Source organism: Exiguobacterium antarcticum DSM 14480 (assembly GCF_000685865.1).
Lineage (GTDB): Bacteria > Bacillota > Bacilli > Exiguobacteriales > Exiguobacteriaceae > Exiguobacterium_A > Exiguobacterium_A antarcticum.
On sequence record NZ_JMKS01000003.1, the window covers coordinates 1,619,579 to 1,635,062 of the forward strand.

General features: G+C 47.0%; 16 protein-coding genes, 1 pseudogene and 1 riboswitch. Of the genes and pseudogenes, 10 read left to right on the forward strand and 7 right to left on the reverse strand.

Annotated elements, in window-relative coordinates; genetic code table 11:
* Nucleotides 1–19 precede the first annotated feature (19 nt).
* The gene (locus P404_RS0109275) at nt 20–556 is read right to left on the reverse strand and encodes a hypothetical protein (RefSeq protein ID WP_026830570.1); all 537 of its coding nucleotides are present in this window, start codon (nt 554–556) and stop codon (nt 20–22) included.
* Between the two features lie 120 nt (nt 557–676).
* Nucleotides 677–1,225 (reverse strand): annotated as a pseudogene (locus P404_RS0109280) (MFS transporter); the annotation flags it as partial.
* Between P404_RS0109280 and P404_RS18365 the strand changes: the two are divergent.
* Complete coding sequence (locus P404_RS18365) at nt 1,153–1,398, forward strand: TetR-like C-terminal domain-containing protein (protein ID WP_026830572.1); 246 nt, start codon at nt 1,153–1,155, stop codon at nt 1,396–1,398. The pseudogene P404_RS0109280 and the gene P404_RS18365 overlap by 73 nt on opposite strands.
* A 37-nt stretch (nt 1,399–1,435) precedes the next feature.
* Here the strand turns inward: P404_RS18365 and P404_RS0109290 are convergent, their stop codons facing one another.
* Nucleotides 1,436–2,527, reverse strand: coding sequence for a GGDEF domain-containing protein (locus tag P404_RS0109290; protein WP_236624354.1), 1,092 nt, complete (start codon nt 2,525–2,527; stop codon nt 1,436–1,438).
* Nucleotides 2,528–2,719: 192 nt separating this feature from the next.
* Entirely contained in the window at nt 2,720–3,169 is a 450-nt protein-coding gene (locus P404_RS0109295; RefSeq protein WP_014969224.1) for a MarR family winged helix-turn-helix transcriptional regulator, read from the reverse strand.
* Nucleotides 3,170–3,344: 175 nt separating this feature from the next.
* Nucleotides 3,345–3,529: riboswitch (Lysine riboswitch) on the forward strand.
* 130 nt (nt 3,530–3,659) lie between these two features.
* Here P404_RS0109295 and P404_RS0109300 point away from each other — a divergent pair.
* The 5 genes from P404_RS0109300 (at nt 3,660) to P404_RS0109320 (ending at nt 9,498) form a co-directional block, all read left to right on the forward strand.
* Nucleotides 3,660–5,144 (forward strand): amino acid permease, encoded by a 1,485-nt coding sequence (locus tag P404_RS0109300; protein ID WP_026830574.1) that lies wholly within the window; start codon nt 3,660–3,662, stop codon nt 5,142–5,144.
* Nucleotides 5,145–5,270: 126 nt separating this feature from the next.
* Nucleotides 5,271–5,453 carry a hypothetical protein gene (locus P404_RS0109305; RefSeq protein ID WP_014969226.1) on the forward strand — a complete coding sequence of 61 codons (183 nt, stop codon included), beginning with the start codon at nt 5,271–5,273 and terminating at the stop codon, nt 5,451–5,453.
* Between the two features lie 69 nt (nt 5,454–5,522).
* A complete protein-coding gene (gene msrA / locus P404_RS0109310; RefSeq protein WP_014969227.1) occupies nt 5,523–6,470 on the forward strand; it encodes a peptide-methionine (S)-S-oxide reductase MsrA in 948 nt (315 codons plus the stop codon).
* 72 nt (nt 6,471–6,542) lie between these two features.
* Entirely contained in the window at nt 6,543–7,832 is a 1,290-nt protein-coding gene (locus P404_RS0109315; protein ID WP_026830575.1) for a DUF2252 domain-containing protein, read from the forward strand.
* Between the two features lie 232 nt (nt 7,833–8,064).
* Nucleotides 8,065–9,498 carry a branched-chain amino acid transporter BcaP gene (locus P404_RS0109320; protein ID WP_014969229.1) on the forward strand — a complete coding sequence of 478 codons (1,434 nt, stop codon included), beginning with the start codon at nt 8,065–8,067 and terminating at the stop codon, nt 9,496–9,498.
* Between the two features lie 53 nt (nt 9,499–9,551).
* Here the strand turns inward: P404_RS0109320 and P404_RS0109325 are convergent, their stop codons facing one another.
* Both P404_RS0109325 and P404_RS0109330 read right to left on the reverse strand, forming a co-directional pair.
* Nucleotides 9,552–11,210, reverse strand: a complete 1,659-nt coding sequence (locus tag P404_RS0109325) for a glycerol-3-phosphate dehydrogenase/oxidase (protein ID WP_014969230.1) — start codon at nt 11,208–11,210, stop codon at nt 9,552–9,554.
* A 35-nt stretch (nt 11,211–11,245) separates the two neighbouring features.
* The gene (locus P404_RS0109330; protein WP_026830576.1) at nt 11,246–12,214 is read right to left on the reverse strand and encodes a Gfo/Idh/MocA family oxidoreductase; all 969 of its coding nucleotides are present in this window, start codon (nt 12,212–12,214) and stop codon (nt 11,246–11,248) included.
* Between the two features lie 55 nt (nt 12,215–12,269).
* Here P404_RS0109330 and P404_RS0109335 point away from each other — a divergent pair, with 55 nt between their 5' ends.
* The 4 genes from P404_RS0109335 to P404_RS0109350 all read left to right on the forward strand — a co-directional run bounded on the left by P404_RS0109335 (nt 12,270) and on the right by P404_RS0109350 (nt 14,417).
* Entirely contained in the window at nt 12,270–12,551 is a 282-nt protein-coding gene (locus P404_RS0109335) for a DUF5327 family protein (protein ID WP_026830577.1), read from the forward strand.
* A gap of 56 nt (nt 12,552–12,607) precedes the next feature.
* Complete coding sequence (locus P404_RS0109340) at nt 12,608–13,258, forward strand: SDR family NAD(P)-dependent oxidoreductase (protein ID WP_014969233.1); 651 nt, start codon at nt 12,608–12,610, stop codon at nt 13,256–13,258.
* Nucleotides 13,255–13,608 (forward strand): thiol-disulfide oxidoreductase DCC family protein, encoded by a 354-nt coding sequence (locus P404_RS0109345; protein ID WP_026830578.1) that lies wholly within the window; start codon nt 13,255–13,257, stop codon nt 13,606–13,608. Before P404_RS0109340 ends, P404_RS0109345 begins: the two co-directional genes overlap by 4 nt.
* Nucleotides 13,609–13,676: 68 nt before the next feature.
* Nucleotides 13,677–14,417 (forward strand): thermonuclease family protein, encoded by a 741-nt coding sequence (locus tag P404_RS0109350; protein ID WP_026830579.1) that lies wholly within the window; start codon nt 13,677–13,679, stop codon nt 14,415–14,417.
* Nucleotides 14,418–14,487: 70 nt separating this feature from the next.
* Here P404_RS0109350 and P404_RS0109355 read toward each other — a convergent pair whose 3' ends face one another.
* On the reverse strand, nt 14,488–15,459 hold the full coding sequence (locus P404_RS0109355; protein WP_026830580.1) for a cation diffusion facilitator family transporter: 972 nt from the start codon (nt 15,457–15,459) through the stop codon (nt 14,488–14,490).
* Between the last annotated feature and the right edge of the window lie 25 nt (nt 15,460–15,484).

Sequence of the window (15,484 nt, forward strand, 5' to 3'; positions counted from 1 at the left end):
AAAAAAACGCTGAATCGATTCAGCGTTTTTCGGGTGAAGAAGCTATTTTTTTCTTGAGTTGGCGAATTCGGAACAAGGCAAACAAGTAGTGTGCAAAATAAAGGGTAAAGCCGAAGAAAACCGCCATCATCACGTTAATCTGTACGCCGGGTACGACCGTCAAATTCACATAAAGGAGCACACCCATCGAGAAGGTATAAAGTGCGGCTTCAAGTATCTGCGGCATCATCCGGCTTTTCTTCAGGAAGAATGAACGGACAATCGGTAAGATGACGAAGCTGACGAGACGATCGAGCAAACCAATCACAAGTATGCTGATGATGATGGACAAAGGTCCTGCAAAGTATAATAAGTTCGGAAATAAAACGTAAGAAACGAGCAGTAACGGTCCAATCAACAGAAAGATGGACACGGAGGCTCGGAAAAAGATGAACAGACTGTTGATACTGATTAAAAAGGCACGTGTGACCTTTTGAGACCAGGATGAAGGGCGTCCGACTTGCCACGCAAAACAACAAGCAAAGATAAACGCATAAAACTGCAGAAAGGCAACCATAAAGCATCTCCTTTTGGATATGAAACTCAATGAACCTAGTGTAGCGATTTTATGAAGGAAGTGCAAAGACGAACGATTAAAAACCCGTCGACGATGTGCCGTCAACGGGTTTAAAAGGTCTTAATCCAGATTGGGTTCTTTTTTGCCATGCAGGAAAAAGGATAGAAGCAAGGCAAGCGCCGATAAGACGGTCGCGACCCAAAAGGCATCCGTGATTCCGTTGATCGTCGCTTGTTTCGTCAATTGGGAAATCCAACTGAGCGAAGCGGCTTGTGAACTGCCTAAGTGTTGACCAAGATCGCCTAAGTGTTGCGAAAGTGTCGGATCAAGTGTCGTGAACTGATTGGCGTCATCCGCAAGGTGTGCTGTCGTTTGACGTGTCATGACCGTCACGAGAATGGCCGTTCCGATCGAACCAGCGACTTGACGCAACGTATTTTGCGTCGCATTTCCGTGGGGAATCATCTTCATCGTCAAGGCATTCATACCTGCCGTCATGATTGGCATCATGATGAAGGCCATTCCGAACGAACGAAGCATATAGATACCCATGATGGAAGTATAAGACGTTTCCATATCGAGTGGGGTCAACTCCCATGTCCCATACGTCATCAGCGTCAGTCCAAAAATCGCGAGCGGTCGAATTCCGAATCGGTCAAACAGTCGACCGGGACTTATTGTTGAATTATGTCATTGGTGGACAACTTGGTTTATTGATATCGTGGCTCCGAAATGACCGGCCGTATTCTGCTTCGTATATGGCGGATCAACTGAGTCGGATGATCGTCTTCGGCACGGTCGAAAGTATCGGTTTTCCGAATCAAGAAGAGGATGGTATTTAAAAACCGCCCGATTACCACGAAGGTAAGGGCGGTTTGCTTATGCTTGTTCGAGTTCCAGTTGTTTAGTGTAAACAGTACTTCGATTGCGACCTGTATCTTTTGAATGATACAACGCCTTATCGGCTTGTTGTAAGGCTTCGAGGGAAGTATGGGAACCACTCGAGTGAGCAATTCCTAGTGAAATCGTGATTTGCAGATCGGGAACCATTGTCGTCGGGAAAAGATTTCGAGCGACGGTCGTCCGAGCCAGATCGGCGATTTTTTTGGCGTCGAGGGCAGGTTTACTGGGTAAGATGATTAAAAATTCTTCGCCGCCGTACCGTCCAACCAAGTCGTCCGGACGAGCTAGTGACGCGAGGGTCGTCCCGAGTTGGCGTAAGACGTCATCCCCGGCGTCATGACCATATGTATCGTTGACATGCTTAAAGAAATCAATATCAATCAGGATAAGAGAATAGCCATCTTCCGCTGAACCGACAAGAGACAGGGAGTCATCGAGCCGGCGACGGTTGGCAAGTCCGGTCAAAGCATCGGTCATGGCCAGCTTTTGCTGATACTGAATATTTTCAAAGTGTCGTCGTAGCTCCGCCAATAGATGATAGGTCACTAAACCGGCAATCAAGTTAAAGAAAATATAAGCGAGTGATATTTTGATGAAGGTCGACCAACTATTTGTTAAGAGATAGATCGCGGGTAAAGAATAGACGATTCCGATACCAACCATCAATTCAAAATGCCAGAGTGTCATTCGGGCGTATCGTCTGACGATGGCAATCGTCATGATAAACAATCCGATGACGATGGATGAAAGAATCGCGGCATCGATTTGTTCGACGGGCGTCAACGCAAAGCGTGTAACGACGATCATCAATCCTGTCACAAGTGCACTCGGCAATCCGCCGAACATCGTGGCGATGACGACAGGAACGATTCGTAAATCGACACGTGCCACATCGATTTGGATACTGTTGAACATCAAGAGCACGGCAATCAGTCCAGCAATCGCACCTAAGACGAGCCGGATGTTCAGATTCGTGTTCGGGGTAACCCGTGGTCGATTCCGAAACGGTAGAAACAAAAGAGTGATCGTTGTAAACAGTAGACAAAAATTGATGATGAAATTATTCATGATGGACAACAAATCCTCCCAGCTCCTTATACACACATTTCTAAGTAATATATTTCTAGTATACTCATTTTACTAACGGCAAGAAATGGAAAAATGTTAAGTGAAACAAGGAAAGTCGACAAAAAAGACAAAGTACACAGTCAAGTGAACTTTGTCCTAAGAAAAAAGTATATTTTTTTGAATGGCTATTTTTTATGAAGAAACAGCCTCTTCGTCCATCGTCAAGAGGATCTTATCAAACACATGGACCATCACATTTAGTTCTTCTTCCGTCAATGTACCGAAGCGTTCCTGCAGATACTTACGGCGGACGATTTCAAGTTCCCGAAAAGCGGCTTCGCCTTCGTCTGTCAATGCAAGGACAATCGATCTCCGGTCGTCAGTCGAACGCGTCCGCGTGACGAATCCTGCTTTGTAGAGACGATCAGTCAAAGCTGTTACCTGGCTTGTTGCAAGCTCAAACTGTTCTGCGAGTAAGGTCGGACGTTGAGGACCATTTTCAGATAAACTGCGTAAGATGAAAAATTCACTTCGGGTCGCAGTCCCTTCGAAGAGGCGGTTTAGTTCCCGACGTAGTGTCCGGAGAATCACACGCATTTGTTCCTCTAATCGATAGGTCAGTTGATCACGTTCTTGTGGCATTCATGCAACATCCTTTCTTTCGGTTAACTTCTATAGTTTAGTGTACTAAAAATATCGGGATTTTACCATGAACAGCACTAAATTCAAAAAAGGAATTGACAATTTAAAGACGATTTGTGTAACATGACGAAGTAATAATGAAATTTATAACTAACTTAATTAGTTCTCACTCAACCAGTGGGATGGAGGTTGCAATTCTTAAGAGTACAATCACGGATGTCGTCAAGCGGCAGATGAGGTGACTGAAAAGGAAGAATTGCCGAAATCAATCATCGCTTTGAAGATGATCGATTGGGATTAGATCAAACAGGTCTAATACTGTCACAAGTCAGATGTGATTTGTGGGGAGCTATCTTTCACGACGGTAGAATGAGGCGCATCCGTTTATTATGTTGCGTTCTCATCTTCCTTCTGGAAGGTGAGGGCGCTTTTTGTATATTCGATTCAAAAAGTGTCCTCTCAAAAATTAAAAAAGAGAGAAGCGAATGACATGAACAATTTAAATCTACAACCTCAAAGAAAACTCGATTCAACCGAAGAAGGGTTAAAACGTGGACTTCAGGCCCGTCATATGTCGATGATTGCGATTGGTGGGGCCATCGGAACCGGGTTATTCATTGCCTCAGGTGCCTCAGTTGCTGCTGCCGGACCTGGTGGTGCCTTGTTATCTTATACAGTCGTCGGACTGATGGTTTACTTCCTGATGACGAGTCTGGGTGAGATGGCAGCGTACATGCCAGTCGCCGGCTCATTTTCGACGTACGGTGCGAAATTCGTCGATCCATCGTTTGGTTTTGCGTTAGGTTGGAACTACTGGTACAACTGGGCAGTCACGATTGCCGTCGAACTTGTTGCGGCACAAATCGTCATGACCTATTGGTTCCCGGACGTACCGGGTTTTTACTTCAGTGCCATCTTCTTATTGTTGATGATTGGTTTAAATTTCTTCTCCGTTAAAGGTTTCGGAGAAGCAGAATATTGGTTTGCGATGATCAAAGTCGTTACCGTCATCATTTTCTTGATTGTCGGTGTCGCAATGATTTTCGGTGTCTTCACATCGGAAGCACCGGTCGGATTCAAAAACTTTGCATTAGGCGACGCACCGTTCGTCGGCGGTATTCCGGCCGTCATCGGTATCATCCTAGTCGCCGGTTTCAGTTTCCAAGGAACCGAACTTGTCGGAATTGCGGCAGGGGAGTCGGAAGATCCGGAAAAAAACGTGCCGAAAGCTGTGAAACAAGTCTTTTGGCGGATTCTTCTCTTTTATGTGTTCGCGATTTTCGTCATCGGGATGTTGATCCCGTACACAAGTCCGAACTTGGTGTCAAACGATATCACCGATGTAGCGGTCAGTCCGTTTACACTCGTCTTTGAAAAAGCCGGGCTTGCCTTCTCGGCAGCGTTAATGAACGCCGTCATCTTGACGTCTGTCTTATCAGCCGGGAACTCGGGGATGTACGCGTCGACACGGATGTTGTATACGCTCGCTCGTCAAGGTGATGCACCGAAGATGTTTGCTAAAGTTTCAAAAAACGGTGTCCCACGTAATGCTTTGCTCGCAACCGGTGCCATCGGGGCACTCTGTTTCCTGACGTCGATGTTTGGTGGTCAAGTGTATCTCTGGTTGCTCAATGCTTCCGGGATGACCGGATTCATCGCATGGCTCGGTATCGCAATCAGTCATTACCGTTTCCGGAAAGGGTTCGTCGCGCAAGGTCATTCGTTAAGTGACTTGCCTTACGTCGCGCCGGCATTCCCATTTGGACCATTGTTCGCCTTTGGACTGTGTTTCCTCGTCATCGTCGGTCAAAACTATGCCGCCTTCCTCGCGGATCAAATTGACTGGGTCGGAATTGCCGCGACATATATCGGTATTCCGCTGTTCCTTGCTTTTTGGTTAGGTCATAAATTTAAAAACCGGACATCGGTCGTTCCCTATGCAGAAATGGAATTCCCGAAGCATCCACGTCCGTAAGTTAAAAGTCGATCCCATGTGTGAACGGGATCGGCTTTTTTGTCGTGTCGTTGCTAGAAAAATGTTGAAAAACACAATCAAGCAGTAAAAAATCGATTAAGATAAAAGAAAACGGAGGCGACTACAGTGAATTATTGGTATCACTTTAAACGGGCATTCATTCCGATTGCGATTTTGCTTGTGACGTTAGCGATTTATCAGATGCTCTACCGGATGAACAATATCTGGTATTCGCTCGGCGGATTGATCTTAGTGTTCGCCGCGATTTATTTTGTCATGCGGCGCTTAAAAGCAAATCCGGAAGATTGACTGAGCAAGATAGTAGGGACGTGGCACGGAACGCGTTAAAATAGGCATATACAGAGGAGGGGAAGCTAGATGGCAAAAGCAATATTCGCAGGTGGCTGTTTTTGGTGCATGGTCAAGCCATTTCATAAATATGATGGTGTCGAACAAGTCATTTCCGGTTATACAGGTGGTCATACAGAAAACCCGACGTATAAAGAGGTCTGTTCAGAAACGACAGGACACTTAGAAGCCGTAGAAGTCACATATGATCCGTCCATCATCACGTATGAGGAATTACTCGAAATTTTTTGGCGACAAATTGATCCGACCGATGGCGGCGGACAGTTTAATGACCGGGGTCAATCGTATGAACCGGCTATCTTTTATGTCGACGAAGAACAAAAACAAGCAGCTGAACGTTCGAAAGCGGCGCTTGACGCATCCGGTCGGTTCTCGCGACCAGTAGCAGTCGATATCCGTCCGGCGAAACCGTTCTGGCCGGCAGAAGACTACCATCAGGATTATTACAAAAAAAATCCGTTCCGCTATCAGATGTATAGTGTGGGATCAGGTCGAGCAAAATTCGTCAAAGAAGCATGGAAAAATCAAGATAAAGAGCAGGAACTGAAACAACGTCTGACGCCAATCCAGTATAAGGTGACACAAGAAAGTGGAACAGAACCAGCTTTCCGAAATGAATACTGGGATGAAGAACGATCAGGTCTTTATGTCGATATCGTCGACGGAACACCACTCTTTACGTCAAAAGATAAATTTAACTCGAATTGCGGATGGCCAAGTTTTGCAAAACCGATTTCTGAAGACAAAATGGAAGTCACTCTTGATACGACACACGGCATGACACGGACAGAAGTCCGTTCGGCTGACGCAGACAGTCATCTTGGTCATATTTTTGATGACGGTCCAAAAGAGTTGGGTGGCTTACGCTACTGCATCAACTCAGCAGCTCTGCGCTTTATTCCGTTAGAAGAGCTTGAGACGGCAGGATATGGGGAATATAGAAAACACTTCGAATGAGTAAGACAGGCAGACAGCAAAGCGGATTCGTTTTGCTGTCTTTTTTTACAATTCTTTTAAGGAGGCGTTTTTATGTTCACACCGGTATATGAAGAAATACGACAATTGACGATCTCGAAAGTGTTGGATTTTTATGATCATGAAGTTCGCGGACTCGATGAAGCAGCGCGGCAAATAAAATATCAAAAGATGAGTACGAGTCCGTTTCTTTTTTTCCGTGGCAGTTCGCATCTCTTTTATTATGACTTGACGCGGATTCCGTTAGGATTCGATACACCGAGTGAGACGCCGACCTGGATTCAAGGGGATCTTCACTTCGAAAATTTTGGTGTCCATGGAAATGCTAAAGGTGAAATCATCTATGATGTCAACGACTTTGATGAAGGATACCTTGGGTCTTATCTATATGATTTGATTCGGATGGCAGTATCGGTTCAATTGTTTGCGAAGGAAGTCGGGTATGATCCGGAGCCGGCCATTACCGCCTACGTCCAGCATTACTTAGATGACTTGCGGGAATACGCAAAAGGCAAAAATCCAAGCAAGGTCTGTTTTACGATCGACAACACAAAAGGACCGATTCGGAAACTGATTAAAAAGGCAGAGAAAAAGAAAGCAGAATTGCTTGGTGAACGGACGACCGTCGTTGAAGGGCAACGGAAATTTTCTGATTTACCAGACATGAAACGGATAGATGCCGAGACGTATGCAGCAATCGAAGCTGTCTGGCCGGACTACATTGCTTCGATTGACCAAGAAGATCGGCAGGATGCCGCGTTTTATGATATCAAGGATATCGTCTATAAATTCGATAGCGGGACGGCATCGATTGGTCTTGAACGGTACTACATCCTCGTCGAAGGAGAGGGTGGTGAACACGAGGATTTGATTCTAGAAATGAAGCAGGCACAAACATCTGTTCCGTCACTCTTTTTACCGGTCTATCTGGAGGACGTCGAAGCGGTTCATCAAGGACGTCGTGTCGTGACATCACAAAAAGCGATGCAGGCACATGAAGATCCGTATCTTGGTTACGTGACGATGAACGGAAAAGAGTATTACCTTCGGGAACGTTCTCCCTACAAAAAGAAATTAAAAGCAAAGCATATCAAAAGCCAGGAAGACCTCGAAAACGTCCTTTCGATTCAAGGTCAAATTACCGCCAAAATCCATGCCCGGGCGGATAAGGACGCAGGAATTGACATTGACATCTTGGACCATCATGCGGACATTGTCATCATCGAATCGATTGGCGTATCAGACGCTGAATTTACGCGTCAAATTCAACGGTGGTCTAGTGCTTATGCAGCTCGGACAACGTTGGATTTCCAAGTGTTTTTAAGTTGGTTAGCTAATCGATAAACACTATTTTCGAAGACCTTTCTTTCATAAAGATTCTTTCATGAGACCGGTGCACACCGGTCTCATGAAAGAATTTTTTTGTACAAAGAAAAATCATGTAAGCGATCAGCATTTTTGAAATGGGTCTAATGACCTATATCAATTTATCTGAAAAATTCGTAAATTTTGGATTAAGTAATTACAACATTTCGATTGTAATACGAACTACACACACAACAGGGGGAGTATCATCATGAGTTTGACGCGGAAAAAAGATGTTTCCGCTATGATTGCTGCGAGTCAACAGAACAACGGACTTGCTCGAAATCTTGGCGCAATGGATTTAACGTTTTTAGGAATCGGCGCCATCATTGGTACGGGGATTTTCGTCCTAACCGGAACAGGAGCATTAACAGCAGGACCTGGCCTTATTGTTTCTTTCATTTTATCTGCTATTGCTTGTGGGTTAGCGGCACTCGCGTATGCGGAATTCGCCTCGACGATTCCCGTGAGCGGATCTGTCTATACGTATACGTACGCGACGATGGGTGAGATCTTTGCCTGGATCATCGGTTGGAACTTGATACTCGAGTATGGACTTGCGTCCAGTGCCGTTGCGGCAGGGTGGTCCGGTTACTTTCAATCGTTACTCGGTGGATTCGGTATTCATCTTCCGACAGCCATATCAGCAGCTCCCGGTGCAGTAGAAGGGGCCAAAACGTTCTTCAACTTACCGGCCTTCCTGATTTTGCTTGCGATTACCGGTCTGTTATCGATGGGTATCAAAGAAACAAAACGAGTCAATAATATCATGGTCATCATCAAACTTGCCGTCGTCGTCTTGTTCATCGTCGTTGGTGTCGGCTATGTCGAACCGACGAACTGGGCACCGTTCACACCGTTCGGATGGGGTGGGGTCTTCTCAGGGGCGGCCATCGTCTTCTTCGCCTACATTGGGTTTGATGCCGTCACATCAGCAGCAGAAGAAGTACGGGAACCACAGAAAAACTTGCCACGTGGCATCATCGGTTCACTTGCGGTCTGTACGATCCTTTACGTCATCGTAGCTGCGATCATGACGGGAATCGTCCCGTATCAAAAATTTGCGGGTGTCGATCATCCGGTCTCACTTGCTATCCAAATGGCAGGACAAAACTGGGTCGCCGGCTTCATCGATTTAGGCGCAATTCTTGGAATCACAACGGTTATCCTCGTCATGACATACGGAATGGTGCGTTTAGCATTCGCGATTTCGCGTGACGGGATGTTCCCGAAAGTTTTCTCGGAAGTCCACCCAAAGTACAAAACACCGTTCAAGGCAACCTGGATGATTGGTCTCGGTAGTGCGACAGTCGCTGGACTCGTCCCACTCGACGTCATCGCCAACCTCGTTAACATGGGGACACTTGCCGCGTTCGTCCTGATTTCAGTAGCAGTCTTGATCCTTCGTAAAACACAACCGGACCTACCGCGGGCTTTTAAATGTCCGGGTATGCCGTACGTACCGATTGCTGCCATCGCTTCATGTCTCTTCTTGATGTTTAACTTAAAACGCGAGACATGGATTGCATTCTTCATCTGGTTAGCGATTGGACTTGTCCTCTACTTTGCGTTTGCCCGAAAGAATTCAAAGTTGGCACCGGAAAATATGCCGGCTGCCGAGTTGGCAGCGTCAGATGACAAATAAAAAATGCGATCCCGAGAGGGGTCGCATTTTTTGCTTTCGTAATGAAACGGCAATTAAGAAGGAAGAGCACTTTTAATGCGCACCGCATCAAACTCCCGTTGAATACTTTGATTCGCTTTTGCTTCTTCTTCTGCCGACCAGCCGAGTTCACTCCGCATTAAAGCTAGCACACCATCCGCATATTTTTCGGCATTCGGATAATCAAAGAAGACGGCGGACGCACGGCGGTTCAAGAAATCGCCCGGTTGCATGACGAGTTCGGCTTCTAATCCATATAGAAGTCCCCCGAACCAGTGCAACGGCAGCTGATAACGTTCCGCTTCGCTACCGCGCGAACGAATCAATTCGAAGACACGTTCGACATCCGTTCCGTAACGTTGGATCAACCAGGTTGTTTCCGTCGGAGACAACCCAAGTGCTTCGCCCTTCGGTTGTTGTTCTTTCATGTAACGGGCAAACCCTTTACTGCCATCCGGATGTCCGCCACCAAGTAAGATATCGTGTGTGCGTGATGCAAGATAAATTCGATTCTCTTCCTCTTTGAATTGATCGGCGACCATATCGATGATCCGTTCCGCCATTTTCCGGTAGCCGGTCAACTTTCCACCGGCGATGGACATCAAGCCGGATTTTGAAACAAAAATCTCATCTTTTCGTGACAATTCGCTAGGGTCTTTTCCATCTTCGTGAATCAAAGGACGTAATCCGGACCACGTCGATTCAACATGCTCGGCGTGGAGATCAACGTTAAACATCTGATTGGTCGCAGCGAGGATATAGTCGCGATCTTCTTCCGTTACACCCGGCTCGAGGATATCACCTTGGTAATTCGTATCCGTCGTCCCGACATACGTTTTCCCTTCGCGGGGAATCGCAAAAATCATCCGTCCGTCAGCCACATCAAAATAGACAGCTTGTTGGAGTGGGAAGTGTGCCTGATCGATGACAAGGTGAATACCTTTCGTCAAATGCAGTGATTTCCCGGATTTCGAGCCATCCTTTTCACGCAACTCATCGACCCATGGTCCGGTCGCATTGATGATTTTTTTGGCGCGAATCGTATACGTCTTGCCACTTAAGACATCTTGTACTTCGATACCAACGACCTTGCCGTTGTGATAGACCAGGGATTCAGCTTTCGTATAGTTGACGGCACGTCCACCGTATCCGACAGCTGCTTTTAAGACTTCGACCGTCAAGCGTGCATCGTCCGTTTTATACTCGACATAACGTCCGCCGCCCACAAGGTGTTCAGTCCGTAAAAGGGGTTCATACCGAAGTGTCTCTTCTTTAGATAACATCTTCCGTCGTTCGTGCCGTCTGACGCCGGCCAGTTGATCATAGACCCGCAAGCCGACGGACGTGGAAAAGCTACCAAACGTACCACCTTCGACAAGCGGCAACATCATCCACTCCGGTGTCGTGACGTGTGGGGCGTTTTCATAAACGATGGCCCGTTCTTTCCCGACTTCCGCGACCAACTTGATTTCAAATTGTTTGAGGTAACGTAAGCCGCCGTGGACGAGTTTCGTCGAACGGCTTGACGTTCCTTCTGCGAAATCCTGCATCTCAATCAATCCGGTCCGCATCCCCCGGCTTTGCGCATCAAGTAAAATCCCCGCACCTGTAATGCCGCCACCAATGACCAACACATCAAGCAGTTCTTGTCCCATCTCTTCGAGCCATGCTGTTCGTTCCGTACTTGAAAACATGCATATTTCCCCCTGTTCATTTGAAATAGAGTAATTTATTCTACTTCTATCCATTTACCCTCTTTTACGCTTTTTTGAGCACAATCGATAATTTTCATCACGAGGAGTGCTTGCTCCGTCGTGACGGCAAGTGGTGCCTCGTTTCGGAGTGCTGCTGCGAGATCAAGATAATAGTTTTTAAAGCCGGATTCAAGGAAAGGACGTTCTTCGAGGGGTTGCTCCGGTCTGCCCCACGTGTATGTTTCTTCTTTCGTATCGACGTGATCGACGAAATAACTGGCCTTCGTCCCATGGACAGCAAGTGACGGACCGGATGCAGGGACAAGCGATCCGATATGCAGAACGGCGCGTCGTGTTCCGAAAGCGAGAATCAGATGTGTATAGTCTTCGACCGGACCATCCGGACGCTGGATCGTCTGATCACAAAAAACACGATCCGGTCGTTCGCCGAACAGTATCAAGGCCTGGTCGATCAGGTGAGAACCTAAGTCATAGAGGAGACCTGCACCCGGTACGTCTTGTTCCCGCCACCGTGCCCGGACGGTCGGGCGGTAGCGATCGTAATGCGCTTCGAATGTTTGGACGATGCCAAGTTCACCATCTTGAACGAGTTGTCGTAACGTCCGGAAGTCTTTTGTATAGCGGCGATTATGGTAAACTGTCAGTAATCGATTTTGCTGACGTGCGAGATCCGTCAGTTGTTCTGCTTCCGTCAAGGTGACGGTGAAGGGTTTTTCGACCAGGACATGACACCCGGCTAAAAGTGCCGTTTTCGCGAGGGGATAATGTTCTGCATTGGGTGTAGCGATGACGACCAGGTCAATCGTTTCTGATGCTAATAATTGTTCGAGTGAAGGATAGACGGGAACATCCGGATAACGCGCAGCAACGGCTTCCGGGCGACTGGACTGGACGGCAACGAGTTGATAATCAGGGTGTGTGATGTAGGGTGCATGTAAATGTTCTCCGGCAAGTCCAAAACCAACTAAAGCAGTACGAATCATAAAGGACACTTCCTTTTCAGTTAATACATTCAATCTATCATATGAGGTGAGCAAGATGATTACAGAACAACAAGTCATTGAAAAAATGCGCCAGACGATGGCGAAAATCGAACAGACAAGCGGCAACGTACAAGTCGAACACATCGCAGCGATGAAAGCCTATTGCGGATTATTGTTAGAGCAATCAAAGGAAGACATGACATCGTCTTCTGTCGTCCTGCCGTCAGTACCACAAACAACACAACCAAAAACACCAGATGTTGATCCGATGCTGGCGCGTTTCATGGGAGTAGGGCAGGAGAAAGACGAAAAAGGACCATCCTTGCTTGATTTTTGAGTAAAGCCCATCACTTTTGGGAATAGGATAAAAGGAAAAAATGAGGGGGAACGTACATGAAAACAATCATCATCATCGGAGCAGGTCCAGGAAATGGAACGGAAATCAGTAAACGTTTCGGCCAAGAAGGATTTCAAGTCGTCTGTGCCGCACGGACGCAAGAAACGCTTGCAGCGGTCATTACAGAACTGAAGGAACAAGGAATCGAAGCCGTTGGTGTCGAGTGTGACGCGTCACGTCGTGCGGATCTTGAGTCGCTCGTCGAGTGGACAAAAGAGCAGTACGGACAAATCGATGTTTTGGTCTACAATGCCTCGATTCTGCATCAGGCATCCGTTCTTGAGGTCTCAGCAGAACAGATTACGAAAGAGTTTGAGATCGATGTCCTTGGTGCGTTACATGCGGCACAGATCGTCGCACCGGATATGATAGCCCGTAAAGACGGCGCCATCCTGATCACGGGTGGCGGAGCTGCCTTACATCCCATCAAATCCTTGCCGGGTCTCTCGATCGGGAAAGCCGGTGTGCGCCAGTTGACACATATGTTGCACGATACGTTGAAAGACGACAATGTATATGTCGGGACCGTTACGATTGCGGGGGAAGTCAAGCGCGGGACGGCGCTCGATCCGAAGAATGTCGCTGCAGCCTTCTATACGTTATATACCAACCGGACGGAAGTTGAAAAAGTACTGACGGCAGAATGAGACAGCTGACGGTCTATTTTGACGGATGGTGTCCACTGTGCCAAAAATCAAAATGGTTCCTGGAACGATTGGACCGTTTTGACCAGTTGACGTTTATCGACGCCCGGCGTGTCCAAACGTTTGAGCAACCCCTGTTACTCGAACGGATGCATGTCGAGACCACACAAGGTGTCCGTCATGCTGGAATTCACGGCATTCGTCTGCTGACGAAAACATTACTGGTATTGCGACCGGTTGATCCGTTTGTTTCGTTGTCGATTCGTCTCGGAATCGGAGCGGTGATCTATGACAAAGTCGCTAAAAATCGGGTGATTCCAGTCAGCTGCACGACGGATTGCCGAATCAATTAATCCAGATCCAGAAAGCGTCGACGTGTCTTATGTCGGCGCTTTTCGAACGTAAGGGGAGAGACATTAACATGAAACAATGGCTGAATAAAATCATACTCATGACCGGGTTCGTGTTCATGAGCGGGTGTGCCCTGGATTCAGAACCGACTGAGCTGCTCGGAATCCAGCAACCCGACGAAAATCAAGTGACAGAAGCAACAGTCGAACGTGTCATCGACGGGGATACGGTTAAGGTTCGATTAAAAAATGGTCAGACGGAAGATGTGCGTTTTTTATTGATCGATACACCGGAAACCGTCAATCCCGAAAAACCGATTCAACCGTTTGGACCAGAGGCGTCTCGTTATACGAAAAACGCCTTGCCTGCAGGCAGTGATGTCTTACTGGAGCGTGATCAGTCGAAGGCAGACCGGTACGGGCGCTTGCTTGCGTATGTCTGGGCAGACGGCAAGATGATCAATCAGGAACTGCTCCGAAAAGGTCTGGCGCGTGTCGCTTATATCTATGAGCCGGATACCCGATACGTCGAGATGTTCCAAGAGATTGAAGACGAAGCAAAAGGCAAGACGCTAGGGATTTGGCAGACAAAAGGATATGCGACGGATCGTGGATTTGATACCTCGGTCATGAAGGAAACACCCATGAAAGAATCAGCTGATTGTGAAAACATTAAAGGGAACATCAATCGGCAAGGGAAAAAAATCTATCATGTTGAAAGTGGTCGTTCGTATCAGGAAGTGAATCCGGAAGAAATGTTTTGTAATGAACAAGAGGCGAAAGAAGCCGGATTCGTCCGAGCAGACAATTGAAAAAACACGAAACAGGTACCTTCCGAAAAAATCGGAGGTACCTGTTTCGTGCGGGCAACATGTATTTCGATTACGGTTGAGTCGGTGGTTGATAATGCTGAATCTTATCATCTTCATCAAACGAAATCGTGACATCCGTGATGCCTTTAAGAATCCGAATCTGCAATTCAAGACGATCCTTGATATCGTCGGCCTGAGCAATCGTCAGTCCAGGGTCGACTTCGACCTCGATTTCGACATGGAAGTGATCGCCTTCCTTGATGACTTCGAGCTTTTCGATGTCACGGACGTCAGGATCACGCATCAGGATTTCACCGATCTTCGCTGTCAACACTTCATCAATCTCACCAAGGGCACCGGCAGCGTTTTGAATGAAGACATTGTAGACGACATAAAACATCATTAAACCAATCAGAATCGAAGCGATTCCTTCCGCTTGATAAAAAGAAGTGTAGTGCGAAATCAATACGGCAATGATGGCAATGAGCCCGCCGAGTGTCGCGACCAGGTCTTCCATGAAGACAAGTCGTGTCGCGGGTTTTGCTTGCGATAAGTTCGTAAAACTTTGACCGACGAGTGTCAGACCACGTGATTTTAAACCGGTCTCGTGGGCGATTTCAATCATCGCTTTATAAAAGACACCGACTTCAAGGACAACACCGATGCCAAGTGCGGTCAAGATGATCCAAAGACCACTTGTTTTGTCACCTGGTGCGTGCAGAATGTGTAAGATCCCTTCACGGATTGTTTCGTAGGCGAGAATCGCAACAACAAGAATCGCGGCGAGTAGGACAAGGTTAACAAGTCGTCCAAAGCCGTTCGGGAATCGTTTGGTGGGCGCTTTTTTACTTAATGCTGAACCGATGTAGACAAAATATTGATTGGCTGCGTCACCGATTGTATGCATCATTTCCGCAAACATCGCAATGTTTCCGGTCAAGACATACGCAACGAATTTTATGATGGCGATAATGGTATTGACGATCGCAGCAGCAAGAGCGGATTTATTTCCGCGTTTTAACAAGGTCAAGAAATTCGACATGAGGGTTCCTCCCTTTAGAGAGCAG

Excerpts from the sequence above, each read along its gene's own strand:
- P404_RS0109315 (WP_026830575.1), top strand. The coding sequence starts at position 6,543 with ATGTTCACACCGGTATATGAAGAAATACGACAATTGACGATCTCGAAA.
- P404_RS0109290 (WP_236624354.1), bottom strand. The coding sequence starts at position 2,527 with ATGAATAATTTCATCATCAATTTTTGTCTACTGTTTACAACGATCACT.
- P404_RS0109345 (WP_026830578.1), top strand. The coding sequence starts at position 13,255 with ATGAGACAGCTGACGGTCTATTTTGACGGATGGTGTCCACTGTGCCAA.
- P404_RS0109300 (WP_026830574.1), top strand. The coding sequence starts at position 3,660 with ATGAACAATTTAAATCTACAACCTCAAAGAAAACTCGATTCAACCGAA.
- P404_RS0109325 (WP_014969230.1), bottom strand. The coding sequence starts at position 11,210 with ATGTTTTCAAGTACGGAACGAACAGCATGGCTCGAAGAGATGGGACAA.
- P404_RS0109330 (WP_026830576.1), bottom strand. The coding sequence starts at position 12,214 with ATGATTCGTACTGCTTTAGTTGGTTTTGGACTTGCCGGAGAACATTTA.
- P404_RS0109355 (WP_026830580.1), bottom strand. The coding sequence starts at position 15,459 with ATGTCGAATTTCTTGACCTTGTTAAAACGCGGAAATAAATCCGCTCTT.
- P404_RS0109275 (WP_026830570.1), bottom strand. The coding sequence starts at position 556 with ATGGTTGCCTTTCTGCAGTTTTATGCGTTTATCTTTGCTTGTTGTTTT.
- P404_RS0109340 (WP_014969233.1), top strand. The coding sequence starts at position 12,608 with ATGAAAACAATCATCATCATCGGAGCAGGTCCAGGAAATGGAACGGAA.
- P404_RS0109320 (WP_014969229.1), top strand. The coding sequence starts at position 8,065 with ATGAGTTTGACGCGGAAAAAAGATGTTTCCGCTATGATTGCTGCGAGT.
- msrA (WP_014969227.1), top strand. The coding sequence starts at position 5,523 with ATGGCAAAAGCAATATTCGCAGGTGGCTGTTTTTGGTGCATGGTCAAG.
- P404_RS0109350 (WP_026830579.1), top strand. The coding sequence starts at position 13,677 with ATGAAACAATGGCTGAATAAAATCATACTCATGACCGGGTTCGTGTTC.
- P404_RS18365 (WP_026830572.1), top strand. The coding sequence starts at position 1,153 with ATGTCCCATACGTCATCAGCGTCAGTCCAAAAATCGCGAGCGGTCGAA.
- P404_RS0109335 (WP_026830577.1), top strand. The coding sequence starts at position 12,270 with ATGATTACAGAACAACAAGTCATTGAAAAAATGCGCCAGACGATGGCG.
- P404_RS0109295 (WP_014969224.1), bottom strand. The coding sequence starts at position 3,169 with ATGCCACAAGAACGTGATCAACTGACCTATCGATTAGAGGAACAAATG.